20 protein-coding genes are annotated in these 16,061 nt (G+C 55.5%); 17 read left to right on the forward strand and 3 right to left on the reverse strand.

What is annotated here, in order from left to right:
• Both AC1DWM_RS16420 and AC1DWM_RS16425 read left to right on the forward strand, forming a co-directional pair.
• On the forward strand, nucleotides 1-628 hold a 628-nt coding region (locus AC1DWM_RS16420; RefSeq protein WP_477795666.1), incomplete at its 5' end, for an AAA family ATPase.
• A complete protein-coding gene (locus AC1DWM_RS16425; RefSeq protein ID WP_477795667.1) occupies nucleotides 615-1,358 on the forward strand; it encodes an HNH endonuclease in 744 nt (247 codons plus the stop codon). The genes AC1DWM_RS16420 and AC1DWM_RS16425, both read left to right, overlap by 14 nt.
• 61 nt (nucleotides 1,359-1,419) lie before the next feature.
• Here AC1DWM_RS16425 and AC1DWM_RS16430 read toward each other — a convergent pair whose 3' ends face one another.
• Both AC1DWM_RS16430 and AC1DWM_RS16435 read right to left on the reverse strand, forming a co-directional pair.
• Complete coding sequence (locus AC1DWM_RS16430; protein WP_477795668.1) at nucleotides 1,420-2,448, reverse strand: phage portal protein; 1,029 nt, start codon at nucleotides 2,446-2,448, stop codon at nucleotides 1,420-1,422.
• Complete coding sequence (locus AC1DWM_RS16435; RefSeq protein ID WP_477795669.1) at nucleotides 2,448-4,205, reverse strand: terminase ATPase subunit family protein; 1,758 nt, start codon at nucleotides 4,203-4,205, stop codon at nucleotides 2,448-2,450. The genes AC1DWM_RS16430 and AC1DWM_RS16435 overlap by 1 nt, the downstream gene beginning before the upstream one ends.
• 139 nt (nucleotides 4,206-4,344) lie before the next feature.
• On the opposite strand from AC1DWM_RS16435, the gene AC1DWM_RS16440 reads away from it, so the two are divergent.
• From AC1DWM_RS16440 to AC1DWM_RS16480, 9 genes are all read left to right on the forward strand, one after another.
• Nucleotides 4,345-5,175, forward strand: coding sequence for a GPO family capsid scaffolding protein (locus tag AC1DWM_RS16440; protein WP_477795670.1), 831 nt, complete (start codon nucleotides 4,345-4,347; stop codon nucleotides 5,173-5,175).
• Between the two features lie 31 nt (nucleotides 5,176-5,206).
• Nucleotides 5,207-6,217 (forward strand): phage major capsid protein, P2 family, encoded by a 1,011-nt coding sequence (locus AC1DWM_RS16445; RefSeq protein ID WP_477795671.1) that lies wholly within the window; start codon nucleotides 5,207-5,209, stop codon nucleotides 6,215-6,217.
• 11 nt (nucleotides 6,218-6,228) lie between these two features.
• Entirely contained in the window at nucleotides 6,229-6,927 is a 699-nt protein-coding gene (locus AC1DWM_RS16450) for a phage terminase small subunit (protein WP_477795672.1), read from the forward strand.
• A 103-nt stretch (nucleotides 6,928-7,030) separates the two neighbouring features.
• A complete protein-coding gene (locus AC1DWM_RS16455) occupies nucleotides 7,031-7,492 on the forward strand; it encodes a head completion/stabilization protein (RefSeq protein ID WP_477795673.1) in 462 nt (153 codons plus the stop codon).
• Nucleotides 7,492-7,704: a tail protein X gene (locus tag AC1DWM_RS16460; protein ID WP_477795674.1), complete on the forward strand. Its 213-nt coding sequence runs from the start codon at nucleotides 7,492-7,494 to the stop codon at nucleotides 7,702-7,704. Before AC1DWM_RS16455 ends, AC1DWM_RS16460 begins: the two co-directional genes overlap by 1 nt.
• A gap of 53 nt (nucleotides 7,705-7,757) precedes the next feature.
• Nucleotides 7,758-8,072, forward strand: coding sequence for a phage holin, lambda family (locus AC1DWM_RS16465; protein WP_477795675.1), 315 nt, complete (start codon nucleotides 7,758-7,760; stop codon nucleotides 8,070-8,072).
• On the forward strand, nucleotides 8,069-8,911 hold the full coding sequence (locus tag AC1DWM_RS16470) for an N-acetylmuramidase domain-containing protein (protein ID WP_477795676.1): 843 nt from the start codon (nucleotides 8,069-8,071) through the stop codon (nucleotides 8,909-8,911). Before AC1DWM_RS16465 ends, AC1DWM_RS16470 begins: the two co-directional genes overlap by 4 nt.
• A gap of 45 nt (nucleotides 8,912-8,956) precedes the next feature.
• Complete coding sequence (locus AC1DWM_RS16475; RefSeq protein WP_477795677.1) at nucleotides 8,957-9,433, forward strand: phage tail protein; 477 nt, start codon at nucleotides 8,957-8,959, stop codon at nucleotides 9,431-9,433.
• Nucleotides 9,430-9,894 (forward strand): phage virion morphogenesis protein, encoded by a 465-nt coding sequence (locus tag AC1DWM_RS16480; protein ID WP_477795678.1) that lies wholly within the window; start codon nucleotides 9,430-9,432, stop codon nucleotides 9,892-9,894. Before AC1DWM_RS16475 ends, AC1DWM_RS16480 begins: the two co-directional genes overlap by 4 nt.
• 393 nt (nucleotides 9,895-10,287) lie before the next feature.
• Here the strand turns inward: AC1DWM_RS16480 and AC1DWM_RS16485 are convergent, their stop codons facing one another.
• On the reverse strand, nucleotides 10,288-11,391 hold the full coding sequence (locus AC1DWM_RS16485; RefSeq protein WP_477795679.1) for a hypothetical protein: 1,104 nt from the start codon (nucleotides 11,389-11,391) through the stop codon (nucleotides 10,288-10,290).
• Nucleotides 11,392-11,517: 126 nt separating this feature from the next.
• On the opposite strand from AC1DWM_RS16485, the gene AC1DWM_RS16490 reads away from it, so the two are divergent.
• The 6 genes from AC1DWM_RS16490 to AC1DWM_RS16515 are packed head-to-tail and all read left to right on the forward strand — an operon-like array spanning nucleotide 11,518 to nucleotide 16,033.
• Nucleotides 11,518-12,090 carry a phage baseplate assembly protein V gene (locus AC1DWM_RS16490; protein WP_477795680.1) on the forward strand — a complete coding sequence of 191 codons (573 nt, stop codon included), beginning with the start codon at nucleotides 11,518-11,520 and terminating at the stop codon, nucleotides 12,088-12,090.
• Nucleotides 12,087-12,431: a GPW/gp25 family protein gene (locus AC1DWM_RS16495; RefSeq protein ID WP_477795681.1), complete on the forward strand. Its 345-nt coding sequence runs from the start codon at nucleotides 12,087-12,089 to the stop codon at nucleotides 12,429-12,431. The genes AC1DWM_RS16490 and AC1DWM_RS16495 overlap by 4 nt, the downstream gene beginning before the upstream one ends.
• Nucleotides 12,428-13,345, forward strand: coding sequence for a baseplate J/gp47 family protein (locus AC1DWM_RS16500; protein WP_477795682.1), 918 nt, complete (start codon nucleotides 12,428-12,430; stop codon nucleotides 13,343-13,345). The genes AC1DWM_RS16495 and AC1DWM_RS16500 overlap by 4 nt, the downstream gene beginning before the upstream one ends.
• The gene (locus AC1DWM_RS16505; protein WP_477795683.1) at nucleotides 13,338-13,961 is read left to right on the forward strand and encodes a phage tail protein I; all 624 of its coding nucleotides are present in this window, start codon (nucleotides 13,338-13,340) and stop codon (nucleotides 13,959-13,961) included. The genes AC1DWM_RS16500 and AC1DWM_RS16505 overlap by 8 nt, the downstream gene beginning before the upstream one ends.
• The gene (locus tag AC1DWM_RS16510) at nucleotides 13,954-15,462 is read left to right on the forward strand and encodes a phage tail protein (protein WP_477795684.1); all 1,509 of its coding nucleotides are present in this window, start codon (nucleotides 13,954-13,956) and stop codon (nucleotides 15,460-15,462) included. Before AC1DWM_RS16505 ends, AC1DWM_RS16510 begins: the two co-directional genes overlap by 8 nt.
• A 7-nt stretch (nucleotides 15,463-15,469) precedes the next feature.
• On the forward strand, nucleotides 15,470-16,033 hold the full coding sequence (locus AC1DWM_RS16515) for a tail fiber assembly protein (protein WP_477795685.1): 564 nt from the start codon (nucleotides 15,470-15,472) through the stop codon (nucleotides 16,031-16,033).
• Nucleotides 16,034-16,061: the final 28 nt, after the last annotated feature.

Below are 16,061 nucleotides of genomic sequence, written 5' to 3' on the forward strand. Positions count from 1 at the left end.
TTCCAGAGTAGACGGATCTAGCAACGACATAATGATAAACTCACCAAGCGGTGAAATTTATTACGAATACTTATCATCCGGATTTAAATCATGCATCTCCATACTGTTTGGCATAATTAAGGAAATTGAATATCGATTCACAGACCCAAAACTTTCAGCAAAAGATTATAATGGCATCATACTAATAGATGAACTTGAAATTCACCTACACCCAGAATGGCAGTCCGTGATTGCCGCTACACTTACATCAATATTTCCTTCCGCACAATTTATTGTAACCACACACAGCCCACACATAATTCAAGCAGCTGACAGCAGCCAGATAATTGCGTTAGAACATACCGACGGTGCTACTTACCAAAGAGTTCTACCTTCTTCGAGTGAAGGATTTAAAGGATGGACACTTGACGAGGTTTTAACTGATTTGATGGGGATGAATGATACAAGATCACAGTATTTTATAGATCTTATAGCCGACTTTGGCAAAGCTATTGACGATGAGAACTTAGCATCTGCAAAAGAACATTTCAAAAAATTAGACGCAGCTCTTCACCCGGCAAACCCAAGCAGAAAGCTTTTACGCATACAACTTGCGTCTATTGACGGGGGTGAAGATGATAAAGCTTGAGCGTGATTTCACACCACTCTGCCTGACACCAAAAGAAGTCTACAGACTTACGAGCGAATTCAAAAACACCGGAAAAAACGTTTGGAATATTGAATCTTTAAAACTTGCTCTACTACAAACAAGCCACAACAAATGTGCTTACTGCGAATGTAATTTATCCAGCGAGTCAAAATACGTAGAAGTTGAGCACTTTTTAAATAAGGACCGCTACCCAGCGGAAGTATTAACTTGGAGCAACCTACTTCCATCGTGCAAAAGATGCAATGGCACGAAGGGCTCTCACGACACTTCAGCAGAGCCTATTGTAAACCCATACATCACGAACCCAAAATATCACTTCAAGCTAAAACACTACCGACTAAATCCTAAATCAGATCTAGCTAAAAGCACAATACATGCTATCGATCTAAACAACTACGATCGAGTAATAAAAGTTAGGCTCGAAATTGGCGAGTACATACAGCAGTCGATTGAACTTGCAACTGAAAAATTAGAATCCTATATAGAAAAACAAAGCACGCGCCGCCGCAACACGTTAATTTCACTGGTAACACAACTCTTGAATGAATGCCAACCTCAAGCATCTTATTCAGCAACAGCATCAACCATCCTGCATGACTCCGAATTATATACAGAGTTAAAACAAGGGCTGGCAGATGCTAAACTATGGAGTGACGACCTCGAAAAATTACACATCGCGTCAGAAGCGCTATCATTAGAAACAGCGTAGGCCTCGTTTGCCTGCTATTACAAACATGCAGGCAACCCCTCCTCAACTGAGCTAAGACCACTTAAACATTAGTCAACTCATACTTTTTGAATCGTACAACCTCCTCCCCCAACCAGTTATTCAATTGCAACATCCGTGTCTGAATGGGTTCCAGTTCATTGGCCGCATAGGTCTGCGCCGCCTCTCTGATCGATCCGAACCCCCCAGCATTCTGCGGCACGATGCCCATCAATTGTGGCGGAATCCGCAGACTGGCCAGCACGTCATCACGGGTCTGATCCTTGATCGAGTTGAATTCATCCTTTGCCGCCACCTCGCTGACCGGAATCAGTTGAATCCCGTCCTTCTTGCCGGTCGGCGAGTACACAAACAGATTGCGAAAATTCCCAGGGCCCTTCGAGTCCTTCAGCGCCTTGCGCAAGGCATCGATATCGGTCTCCGTCTGCGCAGCGTCGGTCATGTACAAAATGAAGCCCGCATGACTTCCGTTCTCGTAGTACTTTCGTCGGAACAGCGTCGCTGACTCGTTGAGCAAGGCCGATTGCAGTGCGCTGATCCACTCCGGCAGCCCATAAATCTCCTGGTGCAGATCTGCCTCCCGTAGATGAAAGACGCTGCCCAGTTCAAATGCATGCTCATCTTTGATACCCGGCACTTGGTAAAACTTGCCCTCCGGCCCCGCCCGCATGTATTTGGCCAGTGTCGGTACCAGTTGGCGAGTGCCGCCCAGTACCGAGCGGCGGCGTTCCAGATAACCATTGCCCAGGCACAACCAGTCCAAGGCAAACTGTTCAAACGCGGCGCGGGACAACAGCGGATGCGGGATAAAGGTCTTGCTCAGCAAGTTACGCTTGAACATCAGGCCCGAGTGCAGATGTACACTCGCCCCCACTGAGCGGGCCAGGCCATCCAGCGACAGCGGCGGCTCATACCAGCGCCCATTGAACCAACACTCCAAATAGTCGAAAACCTCTCGGCCACCCAACACAGGCGAAGGGTCACCAAAACTAAACACCTGCGTACCTTGGCTAACTGTCGGCGTCTCGGTAGCTGCGGGCACCAAGGCTTGATTGGTGTGTTGTTCCGTCATCAATAAATCTCCATCCGCCCAGTATTGGCAGCCGTCTGCCCCTCAAGCGGTTCATTATGCAATGCATGAAAAAGCGCCCACGCCAAATCAGCATGACCAGTATTGTCGTTCCGCCCCGCCGTATAGGTGTACTGCCGCCCCCCAGCAGTAACCGTCTTACGAATCGCCATCAACGACTGAGCCATATCAGTCCACCCCGCATCAAACTCCAGCCGCCCCTTATGGATCACGTCATAGGCCTTCAACACCAAGCGAGTTTTCACCTCAGGCGAATAGCTGAAGGAGGTAACCGCCGGAAAAAACTGCCGCACCAACTGCGCCACGCCACTCCCCAGCCCAGTGACATCAATCCCGATATACGTCACCCAATACCGATCACAAACACCCTTGATAAAACCCGCCTGCGCAGCAAAATCCATCCCCCGAAACTGATGCCGCTCCAGCACCCGAAACTTCCCCCCAGGCACCAACGGCGGCGCAACCACCACCAACCCCGAACAATCCCCCGTCTCAGCCGGGTCATACCCCACCCAAACCTGCCGATCACCAAACGGCCGCATAGCAAACGGCTTGTAGTCCTCAGCCCACTCCACCCAGCTATCGACCATGCACGGCTGCAACAACGCCAGCGGAAAAATGCTCGCCCCATCATCAATAAACTCGCACATCAGCAAATTGGCGAACGCCTCGGCGCTGTACTCCCGACGCAGCTCCTCAAGGTCGAACAGGTCGCAACCACCCTGCTCCGCATCCAGAATCGTGACGATCTGCCGCCACAACCGGTCCTCACAAAACCGACCCTGCTGAAGGGCACCGTGAGACACATCCACCTTCGTATGCTGCGCGGCCGGCAGGCCCTTGTTGAAGCGCTCGCCCGTCCAAAAGCTGTACGCCTCATGCGCCATGCTGGAAGGCGTCGAAAAGTAAGTCTTGCGCCACTTCTTGTGCATCGCCATGCCCGAGGCGACCTTATTCAGCTCCTCAAACTTGAACGTCCAGAAAAACTCATCAAAGTAAAAGTTGCCGTGATAACCCTGGGCGGTACGGGCATTAGTGCCGAGGAAAAACAGCTCAGCGCCATTGGGCAAAACGATGGGATCACCCGTCAGGTCAACCCCAATCACCTCACGGGCAAACGCCAGAATGTACCCACGAAACAGGTAGGCCTGGTTCTTCGAAGCCGACAGAAAAATCTGATTGCGCCCCGTGTCCAGTGCATCAATAAACGCCTCACGGGCGAAGTAGTAAGTCGCACCGATCTGCCGACTCTTGAGGATGACGCGGGTCCGCTGATTACCCGCCCGATACCAATCTTTCTGATAATCAAAACAGCCATCAACAAACGCTTCACGCAACAGCTCGACCTGGTCTTCACCGATCTCGTTTTTGACGGCCTTTCTCTTCGGCTCGGCATTGCGCTTGGCCAGATTCGGGTTGAGGTCGGTTTCGGTACCACCACCCTGAAAGCGCTGAATCCGTGCCTGCCGTTCCAACTGTCGGTGCAGCAAATCAATCTCTTTGAAGTCCCCGCCGCTCTTACCTTCCTTGAGGATCAACTGCACCAACCGCGCCTCCAGCGCCCCACCAATCCGCTCAACATTGTCCGCTCGGTCCCACGCATCACGGGCTTTCCAACTATGTAGCGTCTTCTCCTTTTCCCCCGTAGCCTCGGCAATCTCACAGACGCGCCAGCCCATCCAATACAGAAACTTGGATTGGCGTCGCGGATCAATGGGCAGCAGTTCAGTCGTAATCATGACCGCGATGCTGCCGCCCAACCCCGCGACTCAATAGCACCGCCCCTTGTACCCTCCCCGCCGACAGTTCCGTCTCATTGCCGCCACCCGCGCGCGTCCCGACCATGCCCCTCATTGCAACGCACTGAGAATTCCCGGCATGAAAAAATTCCGCAGCAACTGGTTCCGCGTCGCCGTCGAAGGCGCCACCTCGGACAAACGCACCATCAAACGCGACTGGCTGGAACAGGCCGCCAAGAACTTCAACCCATCCACCTACGGCGCCCGTATCTGGCTGGAGCATATCCGCAGCCTGCTGCCGGACAGCCCGTTCAAGGCCTACGGTGACGTCCTCGCAGTGAAGACCGAAGAAATCGACATCAACGGTCAGAAGAAACTGGCCCTGTTCGCCCAGGTCGAGCCCACCGCCGAACTAATCGCCATGAATAAGGCCAAGCAAAAGATCTACACCTCGATAGAAATCGACGACAGCTTCGCCGACACCGGTGAAGCCTACATCGTCGGTCTGGCCGTGACCGACTCCCCGGCCARCCTCGGCACCGACGTCCTGGCGTTCTCTGCGCAGAAGCCAGACGTCAGCCCCTTTAAAGACCGCCACTACTCCGCAACCTCGATGTTCACCGAAGCCGTCGAAGCCGAGCTGAAATTCGAAGAGTTTGAGGAAAAGCCCAGCCTCGGCGCCCAGCTCTTCAGCAAGGTACAAACCCTGCTTAAAGGCAAACAAGCCAGGGACGACAGCGAGTTCGCCCAGATCGGCCAAGCCATCGAAACCCTCGCCGAGCACGTCAAAGACCTGCCCGAGCAACTGGCCGCCGAAAAGCAGTTTTCAGCCCGGTTGAAAACGCAAATCGAACAGGTCAGCACCGATCTGAAAGAGCTAAAAACAAAACTCTCAACCATCCAAGACCCCAACCAAAAAACACGCCCTCCGGTAACCGGCGGCGGAAGCCAAGTCATGACCGACTGCTAAGACCCAGCTCCGAATACCAAGGACGACCTCCATGCGCAACGACACCCGGAACCACTTCAACGCCTACCTCGGCCAGCTAACCAAACTGCATGGCGTCCCCGACGTCACCACCAAGTTCGCCACCGCGCCGAGCGTCACCCAAACGCTGGAAACCCGCATGCAGGAATCCAGTCAGTTCCTCAGCGCGATCAACATCTACGGCGTCACCGAGCAAATGGGCGAGAAGATCGGCATGGGCATCGGCGGCCCCAACGCCGGCACCACCGACACCACCCAGAAGGACCGCGAAACCAGCGACATCACCACCCTCGATGACCGTGGCTACTTCTGCTCACAAACCAACTTCGACACCCACCTGCGCTACAGCAAACTGGATGCCTGGGCCAAGTTCCCGGATTTTCAGGCGCGCATCCGTGACGCCATCCTCAAACGCCAAGCACTGGATCGCATCCTCATCGGCTGGAACGGTACCAGCCGCGCCGCCACCTCAAACCCAGCAACCAACCCGCTACGCCAGGACGTCAACGTCGGCTGGCTGCAAAAAATGCGCACCGAAAACGCCGCGCGGGTGATGAAAGAAATCAAGGAAGACACAGGCAAAATCGCCATCGGCGCCGGCAAAGACTTCACCAACCTCGACGCCCTGGTCTTCAGCATGGTCGAAGAATTCATCGCGCCCTGGTATCAGGAAGACCCAGACCTGGTGGTGATCTGCGGTCGCCAACTGCTGGCCGACAAGTACTTCCCAATCATCAACAAGGACCACGCCCCGAGCGAAATGCTGGCCGCCGACATTGTCACCAGTCAGAAGCGCCTGGGTAACTTGCCGGCAGTGCGCGTGCCCTACTTCCCCGCGCGCGGCCTGTTGGTGACCAAGCTCGAAAACCTCTCGATCTACTGGCAGGAAGGCAGTCGCCGTCGCACCGTCCTCGACAACGCAAAACGTGACCGCATCGAAAACTACGAGTCGGTCAACGACGCCTACGTCATCGAAGACCTGGAATGCGCGGCCCTCGCTGAAAACATCGAAATCGCCTCGTAAGGCAAACGCACATGACCAACCCCTGCCGTCATCACTTTCTGCGCGTCACGGCCGCCATCGAGGCGGCCGCGGTTGCCCCCAACCAAACCATGGCCGGCGCCACCGCCTACGAGCATCAGCTCAACCAGCTGCTGCAAGATCGCCTGCGCCTGAAACAGATCCAGTCGAACCAAGGCAAGGCCGAACTCAAACGTCAGCTACTGCCAGACTACGTGCCCTACGTGCAAGGCGTGCTGGAAGCCGGGCTCGGTGCGCAAGATGAAGTGATGACCACCGTCATGGTCTGGCGCTTCGATGCCGGCGACTTCACCGGCGGCCTCGACATCGCCGAATACGTGCTGAAACACAAGATGGTCATGCCCGATCGCTTCGCCCGAACCTTGGGCTGCCTGGTTGCCGAGGACGTCGCCACCGCGGCATTGAGTGCCCAGAAAATCAACGAACCGTTCGACCTGGCCACCCTGCATCGCGCCGCCGAACTCACCGACACTGAAGACATGCCGGACCAAGCCCGCGCCAAGCTGTTCCTCGCCATGGGCCGCGCCACCCTGGAAGGCATCACCGAAAAACACCCCGGCCAACCCGGTCAAGCTCAGGTCGGCATCGACCTGCTGAAAAAAGCCATCGAACTGCACGACGGCTGCGGCGGCAAAAAGGATCTAGAGCGGGCCGAACGCCTGCTCAACAAACTCGTCGCCACTGGCGGCTAACCGAGCGTCCCCACGCACCCCGCCGGCTCGGGGCGGATCGGCCAGGACAAGTACCTGAACGTGAAGCCTCGACCACCGGCGACCTACAACAGAGTGCAGTTCCATGAGCGGATTCGTAGCGGGCGGCAAGACCGTCAGTGGCCACATCAACACCGACCCCTTCTGGCCATCGATTGACCTCGACAACGTGCGCGGCACATTGAGGATCGACGCCAGCGTCACCGCTATCCGACTGGAAACCGCAACCATCGCCGCCGCCATCAGCATCAATCGTGAGTTCGCAGAGTGGCGCCGATCCAAACAGACCGATGGCTATTCCACGTTGACCGAAGTCCCAGCCGAACAGGTCAAAGGCGTGTCGCACTACATCCACCTGTACCAGCGCGCGATCTACGCCGCGACCGGCGCGGAAATCTGCGAGCGCTACCGCTCCTACGACAGCACCAACAGCGGTAACCAGAACGCCGACGACCTCACCCCAAGCATCGACGAACTACGACGCGACCAGCGCTGGGCGGTGCGCGACTTCCTCGGCCTCGGCCGTACTACCGTGGAGCTGATCTGATGACCGTCACCGTCCGCACCCAGCAAAACGACACCGTCGATGTCCTGTGCTGGCGACATTACGGCCGCACCGCCGGCGTGACCGAAGCCGTATTTGAAGGCAACCCCGGACTGGCCGACCACGGACCAACATTGCCCCAAGGCCTGTCCGTGCAAATGCCCGAAACACAAACCGCCGCCCCCCAGCGGCAAATGGTGAACCTATGGGACTGACCGACCAGCACCATGCCCTTGTACCCACCCGCCTAGACCATGGAAGGAAACACATGCCCGAACGTCCCGACACCTGGGCCTGGCTCGCCACTTGGCTCGAAGAGCACTGGCCAACCCTGTACGCTGGCCTCCTGGCCTTGATCATTGCGGCCCTTCGAATCATGTACGGCGGTGGCACGTTACGTCGCATCGCCATCGAAGCCCCGCTCTGCGGCGCCTTGGCGCTGGCGGCCAGTCATGGCCTACCGTTGCTCGGTGTTTCCGCGTCCACCGCACCATTTTTTGGTGGCATTATCGGCCTGCTCGGCGTGGAAGGAACCCGCGCAGCAGCAAGGAAATTTTTCATTCGCAAGGAAGCCTCACGATGACCCCATTACGTCACGGCGACCGCTCACAAGCGGTTCGCCACCTGCAAACCATCCTGAACAGACACGGCGCACACCTAATCGTTGACGGGTACTACGGCGACACCACCGAAGCGGCCGTGCGTGCCTACCAGCTAAGCATCGACCTGGTCGCCGATGGCATCGCAGGCCACAAAACGCAGGCAACGCTCGCCGGCAATGACTGCCAGCAACTGCTGAAAAACGCCGACCTGGTCAACGCCGCGCAACGCCTCGACGCGTCCTTGGCCACCGTCTACGCGGTCAACGAAGTTGAATCAAAAGGCCGCGGCTTTCTCGACATTGGCAAACCGGTGATCCTGTTCGAACGGCACATCATGTACCGCCAGCTTTCGAAAGCTCGCCATGAAAGCGACAACATCGCCGAGCTCAAACACCGCGCCGATGAACTCGCCATCGCTCACCCGGCCATCGTCAACCCGAAAACCGGTGGCTACGTCGGCGGTAGCGCCGAACACCAACGGTTAGGTAGCGCCCGCGTGCTTCACGACATTGCCGCCCTGGAATCCGCTTCTTGGGGCGCCTTTCAGATCATGGGGTTTCACTGGGAGCGCCTAGGCTATGCCAGCGTGCATGACTTCGTCGCCGCCATGAGCGCAAATGAATCGCAGCAGTTCGATGCGTTCGTGCGCTTTATCAAAACCGACCCGGATTTGTACAAGGCATTGAAGGGGCGTAAATGGGCCGAGTTCGCCAAGCTCTACAATGGGCCGGATTACCAACGAAACCTGTACGACATCAAGCTCCAGCGCGCCTACGAGCGGCATGAGAACTGCGGTTGTGGTCAGTGGGTGGCCGCATGATCCGCCGTACCATCACTTATCCAGATATCAGCCCAGCAGGCCGCCATGAACAAACCCGATAGCCTGCGCACTCATCTGCTCACCACCATCGCCGAACTCAAGCACAACCCTGACCGGTTACTGGTCTTCATCGATAATGGCAAGGTGCGCTGCACTGCTGCGGCGAGCCTGTCGTTCGAATACAGCTTCGACCTGCAGATCATCTTGACCGACTTCGCCGGCCATCCTGACAGCGTCATGTTGCCCCTGCTTGGCTGGCTGAGCGTGCATCAGTCCGAGTTGTTGGAGAACCTGAACAAGTCTGCCGACGGCATCCAATTCGAAGCAGACATTCTCGACAACAGCAAAGTGGATATGAGTTTCACTCTGCCGCTGACTGAACGTGTGGTGGTGGGCAAGGATGAAGAAGGCAACACCACCACTCGCCATCCGGGTGAGCCGCGACGGGTCGCAGCATTCCTCGACCCGAACTGGGTGCCCGCTGCCAGGGACAACGGCAGCGAATGGGCCCTACCTCAATGACCAATCACCTGGAACCGCTTGAAGACTGGGCGGCAGGCCTACTCAGGCAACTTGAGCCGGCCTCTCGAAATCAGCTCGCCCGCGGCCTCAGCCAGATGTTGCGCCGTGGCCAGCAGAAACGAATCGTTGCCCAACGCAATCCGAACGGCAGCAAGTACGCGCCACGCAAACAGCGCAACCTGCGTGGTAAACAAGGGCGGGTGAAGAGAAATGGTCAGATGTTTGAAAAATTGCGTACGGCTGGTTTTTTGAGAATCCGAAATGACAGCAATGCAATCAATATTGGTTTTAATGGCCTAATTGCCCGAATCGCAAGGGTGCATCAGTTCGGATTGAAGGATCGCGCTGAACAAGGTGCACCAGATACTAAGTATGAGCAGAGAAAAGTGCTAGGGGTTACGGATGTTGACCTAGATTTGATTCGCGAAGAAWTACTCACTCACCTCATATCTCAAGTGTAGCTTGCTTTAAACATGCAAATATACATGTACAGCGCTGTTATTTTACTAGTAAAGTCGGGCGCCGACAGCAACATAATTGAAAACTACACAAACAAACACTCCCAGACTATGAAAAGGTCGCGACCGTTAAAATAGCAACTGATAGCACTAGATATAAACACCATACAAGACACCGAAAGTCCAAATAAAAAACCAAGACCATCATTGCCACATGTTTTTACGGTATTTTTATTTTTAACAACATTGATAATTACTCATTACAAAATGAGCTTCCAGTCACAACTATTGGTGCTACTGCCAAACCGTAGGTGACGTTCGTAAACCATGATAACGGCGACACAAGGCCGCCCTCAACGAGAACCACAATAAATCAGCCAACCTAAACTTAATATTTTAAGAATTGGCAAGACCATTTATAAGACGCCTGATTTTTGCTCTGCTCTCTTTCCTTATCTCTTTCCCCAACAATTCCCAATCCTGTCTCACCTGCGGGTTTTCGGCTACTGGCGTGTACAGTGTTGTAAGGTGCGATTGCAATTCATAGATTTGGGAGACCAAACGAGCCATGGGCTGACGTTCATTACCTACAATCGAGTCAAAATCAAGCGGCTCATTTTCATCATCCATTCGGCGAACCCCATCACCAAACTGACGATACAACTTTCCTATTTTTAGACCTTCTCGCTCCAAAGTATTATCTTCCAAATATTTCATCAACTCTGGCACACTATCCTTGAAACCACTTTCAATTAACTCTTTCACCGGCACTTGGACAATCGGTTGAAAAACATACACAGAAGGTTTATATAATGAAAATCGAGAAATTGGCGATTTAATTTTTCTCGAAGCTTTAAACTCTGACAAAACCGCCTTACCAGAATTCTCCCCATCAAGTTTTAGTTCAGTTTTAGAAGGGTATGGAAAACCGCACCTACTGGAGCACAAATAATCACTTGAACAATTAACAATGAGAACGTCATTAATTCTCAGCCCAAAAACAGCAGGTTCGCGATGAAAAGCTAAGCTCTCAACGCCGAAGGCGTTAAGCCCTTTACTCTTTTCATCAACTGGATAGACTGCAAGAAATCGATCTTTACTACGCATCCGACTTTTCACATAAAACGAAGGAGCAATATCAGTCGGATTACCTTGTAAAATATGGTAGTTCAGCCACAACCCCACTCGAACCTTATCTAGCCAATCTAACAACTTACTATATTGAATCGATGTCAACGAACCTCTTCCAAGAAGCGACTCAACGAGAGGGCTAACCTCACTTTCAAGAGTGGCAAATTCTGTATTGCAAGATTCACACGCCGGCATCACCAAAGCATTCCAAGCAAACCTGACAATTTTGTTTCGCTTATAGTCAAACCCTAAGTTAACAACTCTACTAGGATCCCCTGTCAGACTTAAAAGCCATTGAGGCAAAACATGCTCTCTATTTTTATTTACAGGCGGACTTCCACAAAACACACAAAACTTCTCTCCACTCATATTTCCATTCCTTGCTAAAAAAACGCTCAAATACGGTAGGACTAAGGAGCATATTAACGTTGTAAAAATAGACCTTACAAGTATACGAAGCCTCGCTAACTTTCCTGCGGTGCCATCATCCGCACCATGAACGACCTAGCCACCCTCGCCCGCCTGATCGAAAACCTCATCCGCTTCGGCACCATCGCTGAACTCCAGATGAAGCCCCCACGCGTGCGAGTTAAAACCGGCTCGGTGACCACCGGCTGGCTTCCCTGGATCACTCCGCGAGCCGGTGCCGACCGCGAGTGGAACCCGCCGACCGTTGACGAACAAGTCATCCTGTTCAGCCCGTCCGGCCAACTCGGCAACGGCATCGTCCTCACAGGCCTATTCAGCGACCACATCCCGGCCAATGGCGACCGCGAGGGCCTGCACCGTCGTACCTACCGTGACGGCGCCGTCATCGAATACGACAGCGTGGCCCATCACCTCAACGCCACCCTGCCTGCGGGCGGCACCACCAAGCTGGTCAGCCAAGGCGGGGTCCACATCACCGGCCCAATCACCCACGAAGGCGACTACACCCAGACCGGCAATCAAACCATCACCGGCAAAATTACAGCGTCAGTGGATGTGGTCGCAGCCAACATCAGCCTGGTCAAACACCCCCACGGCGGAGTCATGTCCGGCAGCGGCATCACAGGACAGCCGCAATGAACCGAGAGACCGGCGCCGCTATAGACCAGGTCCAACACATCACCCAATCCGTTACCGACATCCTGACCACTCGCCTCGGCACCCGCGTTATGCGCCGTGAGTACGGCAGCTTGTTGCCCGAGCTCGTAGACCAGCCATTCAACGACTTCATCCGCTTGCAAGCCTACGCCGCCACCGTCATGGCCCTGATGCGCTGGGAGCCGCGCATCAGCCTCAGTCGCGTGCAATTACATAGCGCTACGCTGCAAGGCCAATCGATCCTGGACCTTGAGGGCAGCATCGTCGATACCAACGAACCACTGAGCCTGAGCGTTCCTCTGCGTTTGGGGTCCAGCGCATGAACACCTTCGTCGCCATCGACCTGAGCCAGCTGCCGGCACCGCAAGTCGTCGAACAGATCGATTACGAACAGATCCTTGCCGAGCGCAAGGCCTATGCCATCAGCCTCTGGCCAGCCAACGAACAAGCGGAAATCGCCGCACGCCTGAACATGGAATCGGAACCACTGACCAAACTGCTCGAAGAGAATGCCTACCGCGAAATGGTCTGGCGCCAGCGGGTCAATGAGGCGTCGGTAGCCAACATGCTGGCTTTGGCCAAGGGCGGCGATTTGGAGAACCTGGCCGCCAACCACAACGTCAAGCGCTTGATCATTCAGGAAGCTAACCCTTCGGCCATAGCGCCACTGCCAAAGCTGATGGAAAGCGACGACAGCCTACGCGAACGCGCACAAATGGCCTGGGAAGGTCTCAGCACGGCAGGCCCACGTAACAGCTACATCTTCCACGCACGTTCCGCCGACGGTCGCGTTGCCGACGCCACCGCAGAAAGTCCTAAACCCGCAGAAGCGGTCATCACTGTGCAATCGGCACTGGGCGATGGCAGCGCCTCGGCGGATCTGCTGGCCACCGTCAAAGCCTACCTGAGCGACGATGACCGCCGCCCATTAGGCGATCGCCTGAAGGTTCAGGGCGCGCAGATCATCAACTACGAAGTCAGCGCCAAACTCTACCTGCTGACATCGGGGCCAGAGTCAGAGCTGATCCTGAAAGCGGCCAAAGAACGGCTGCTGAAATTTGTGCATCAACGCCGTCGGCTGGGCTTGGAGGTCTCCGAATCCGTCCTCCACGCCTCGCTGCATGTAGAGGGCGTGCGCAAAGTGGTGCTGGACGATTGGGACGACATTGTCGCTACTCCCTACCAGGCGCCGTACTGCACCAACATCGACCTGTCACTGGGGCTCGATGATGCCTGACCTTTCACTGCTGCCGCGCAACGCCACACCACTGGAACACCAAACCGCTCAAGTCTTGGCCCAGATCCAACGCGTACCGATCCCGCTGCGCCAACTCCACAACCCAGACCTTTGCCCTTTGCCCTTGCTGCCTTATCTGGCCTGGGCTTTCTCGGTAGACCGCTGGGACAGCCAATGGCCCGAAGCAGCCAAGCGCTCCGCCATCCGCTCCGCGTACTACATCCACTCCCACAAAGGCACCCTCGGCTCCCTGCGCCGAGTCGTCGAGCCGTTGGGATTCGTGATTGAAGTCGTGGAATGGTGGCAGACGATCCCCCTCGGCCCCCGTGCCACCTTTGCCCTAAACATCAGCGTTTCCGAAACCGGCATCACCGATCAGATGTATCAGGAACTGACCTGGCTCATCGACGACGCCAAGCCCCTCACCCGCCACCTGACCAGCCTCGACATCATTCTGGAAACCCACGTCGATATCCACGCAGCGATTGCCATCGATGACGGCGACGAAATCGATGTCTATCCGTGGGTAAACCCAGACATCGACGTGTTCATCCAAGGCTATGGCGGCGCCCGCATCTACACCCTCGACGAACTGGACGTGTACCTTCATGGTTGATAAGAACACCCTATTCGGCGGCATGCTCACCACCCTCGGAGCCGCCAAGAAAACCAACTGCGACGCCCTCGGCATTCCTTGGGAGCCAAGCTACATGCTGATCGGTGATGCCAACGGCACCGACCCGGTGCCGGATCCGTCACAGACACAGTTGATCAATCAGGTGCACCGCGCGCAGCTCAATCAATTGCGCGTCTCGCCTGCTGATTCAAACGTGTTGATTGCCGAAGTCGTGTTGCCACCCGAGGTAGGTGGCTGGTGGATGAGGGAACTCGCCCTTGAAGACAAGGACGGAGTGTTTTCGGCCGTCGCGAATCTGGCGCCCAGTTACAAACCGCTGCTGGCTCAAGGCACGGGGCGCAACCAGGTCGTGCGGATGCACCTCATCACCAACGGTACCGCCAACGTTCAACTCAAGATCGATCCCTCTGTGGTTCTGGCCACCCGTGATTATGTGGATCGATCCGTCAATGCGGGGGCTGCCTTCACCACCGTATCGTCCTCCAGAACCTTAAAACCCACAGAGATGGGCTTCGTCCTGATCGACGCCAGCGCGGGGGCTTTGAACATCCAACTGCCATCCGCCGATGCCAAAGTGGGTACACGCGACGTGATTGTTCACCGCAAAGACAACAGCATCAATCGCTTGGTCATCAAGGCCAAAGGCAACGACACCCTGAAATTTCATACCCATCTGAACCCGGCGGGCTACCCCTTTCTGGTGCTAATGGGTGCGGGCGATTGGTGGCGCTTGCGCAGCGATGGGGCCGGGAGCTGGTGGCCGGTTGGGCGCTTCGATAACACCACGCTGGGTCGCCCCGTCTTCGAAACCACCACCATGTTCAGCCCCGGCGGTTACGGCGCCATAAATGGGCAATTGCTCAAGCGGGATGAATGGCCATGGTTATGGGATCACGCCCAACAGTCGGGAATGCTATACCCGGAGAAGTATTCGTATATGGAGGGAGCCTGGACCTTCGGTGATTTCAAATCGACGTTTCGCATACCCGAGGCGCGAGGCGAGTTTTTCAGGGTGCTCGACGAAGATCGGCGCGTCGACAAATCGACCCTGAAGGGGGTTACGAAATCCGGCAGCCCTGTCATCACCCACCTCAACGGTCGCGGGCGTGTAAAGATTGGTATGACGCTGGAAGGTGGCGATTTTCCGAGTGGCACAACCGTTATTTCGGTCGGTGAAGGGGAGATAACAGCTTCCAACGCATCACAAACGGATGGTGCTGGGGAGTGGCGAATTGTCGGACGGATAGCCGGCTCATGGACACCCGACAATCTTGAACGTCACACCCACCCCGTCTCTTTCGGATCAGGCACGGGCGACCGTCTAGCACTGCTTCCGGCACCCTCCTCACTCGTTGGAGGTAACGCTCGACTGGACCATGTTGAGGCCAGAAACGCTTCACCCCCCTTCATCGGTCGCGTGGGTGACGAAGAAACCCGTCCCCGCAACATCGCCTACCCCGGCCGTATCAAAATGATTTGAGGTCTGAATGATTACCTATTTGATTGATGACGCAGGCGCCCTTTCTGGCCCGGTCACGTTCCCGGACATTCCCGGTTTCGGTCCGCAACTGCCGGGTAATGCGGTACAAGTCCCTAAGGTACTCGCACCATCAGAGCCCGGAAAAACCTGGGCATTGATCGATGGCGCGACGCAACAACTGCTCGACCTGCGAGGCACCGTATTCCGCACCACAGACGGCATGGAGCAATCATGGCAACAATTGGGAGAACTGCCTGAAGGCCTCACCACTCAGCCGTGGCCGGGCGAGCATTTCCGATGGATCAACGGACAATGGACCCTCGACGAATCTGCTCAACTTGCGGCACAAAGCGCCCAAGCCTTGGACCATCGCGACAATTTGCTGCGTGATGCGCAACTACGGATCGCACCACTTCAGTACGCGGAAAAACTGGCCACCGCTACGGCTGAAGAACTGGCCTCCCTCCTGGACTGGATGCGCTACAGCGTGGAACTCAACCGCGTCGAACAGCAAGAGCATTTCCCCAGCACCATTGTGTGGCCAACTCCGCCCCAACCCCTGCGCCGTTAAACGCACGCTGTAGCCACGCCCCCTACAA

This window comes from Pseudomonas sp. P4_C8 (genome assembly GCF_056401975.1).

Bases quoted from the DNA above. Each gene is read 5' to 3' on its own strand.
- AC1DWM_RS16425 (WP_477795667.1), top strand. From the start codon at position 615: ATGATAAAGCTTGAGCGTGATTTCACACCACTCTGCCTGACACCAAAA.
- AC1DWM_RS16430 (WP_477795668.1), bottom strand. From the start codon at position 2,448: ATGACGGAACAACACACCAATCAAGCCTTGGTGCCCGCAGCTACCGAG.
- AC1DWM_RS16435 (WP_477795669.1), bottom strand. From the start codon at position 4,205: ATGATTACGACTGAACTGCTGCCCATTGATCCGCGACGCCAATCCAAG.
- AC1DWM_RS16445 (WP_477795671.1), top strand. From the start codon at position 5,207: ATGCGCAACGACACCCGGAACCACTTCAACGCCTACCTCGGCCAGCTA.
- AC1DWM_RS16450 (WP_477795672.1), top strand. From the start codon at position 6,229: ATGACCAACCCCTGCCGTCATCACTTTCTGCGCGTCACGGCCGCCATC.
- AC1DWM_RS16455 (WP_477795673.1), top strand. From the start codon at position 7,031: ATGAGCGGATTCGTAGCGGGCGGCAAGACCGTCAGTGGCCACATCAAC.
- AC1DWM_RS16460 (WP_477795674.1), top strand. From the start codon at position 7,492: ATGACCGTCACCGTCCGCACCCAGCAAAACGACACCGTCGATGTCCTG.
- AC1DWM_RS16465 (WP_477795675.1), top strand. From the start codon at position 7,758: ATGCCCGAACGTCCCGACACCTGGGCCTGGCTCGCCACTTGGCTCGAA.
- AC1DWM_RS16470 (WP_477795676.1), top strand. From the start codon at position 8,069: ATGACCCCATTACGTCACGGCGACCGCTCACAAGCGGTTCGCCACCTG.
- AC1DWM_RS16475 (WP_477795677.1), top strand. From the start codon at position 8,957: ATGAACAAACCCGATAGCCTGCGCACTCATCTGCTCACCACCATCGCC.
- AC1DWM_RS16485 (WP_477795679.1), bottom strand. From the start codon at position 11,391: ATGAGTGGAGAGAAGTTTTGTGTGTTTTGTGGAAGTCCGCCTGTAAAT.
- AC1DWM_RS16490 (WP_477795680.1), top strand. From the start codon at position 11,518: ATGAACGACCTAGCCACCCTCGCCCGCCTGATCGAAAACCTCATCCGC.
- AC1DWM_RS16495 (WP_477795681.1), top strand. From the start codon at position 12,087: ATGAACCGAGAGACCGGCGCCGCTATAGACCAGGTCCAACACATCACC.
- AC1DWM_RS16500 (WP_477795682.1), top strand. From the start codon at position 12,428: ATGAACACCTTCGTCGCCATCGACCTGAGCCAGCTGCCGGCACCGCAA.
- AC1DWM_RS16505 (WP_477795683.1), top strand. From the start codon at position 13,338: ATGCCTGACCTTTCACTGCTGCCGCGCAACGCCACACCACTGGAACAC.
- AC1DWM_RS16510 (WP_477795684.1), top strand. From the start codon at position 13,954: ATGGTTGATAAGAACACCCTATTCGGCGGCATGCTCACCACCCTCGGA.
- AC1DWM_RS16515 (WP_477795685.1), top strand. From the start codon at position 15,470: ATGATTACCTATTTGATTGATGACGCAGGCGCCCTTTCTGGCCCGGTC.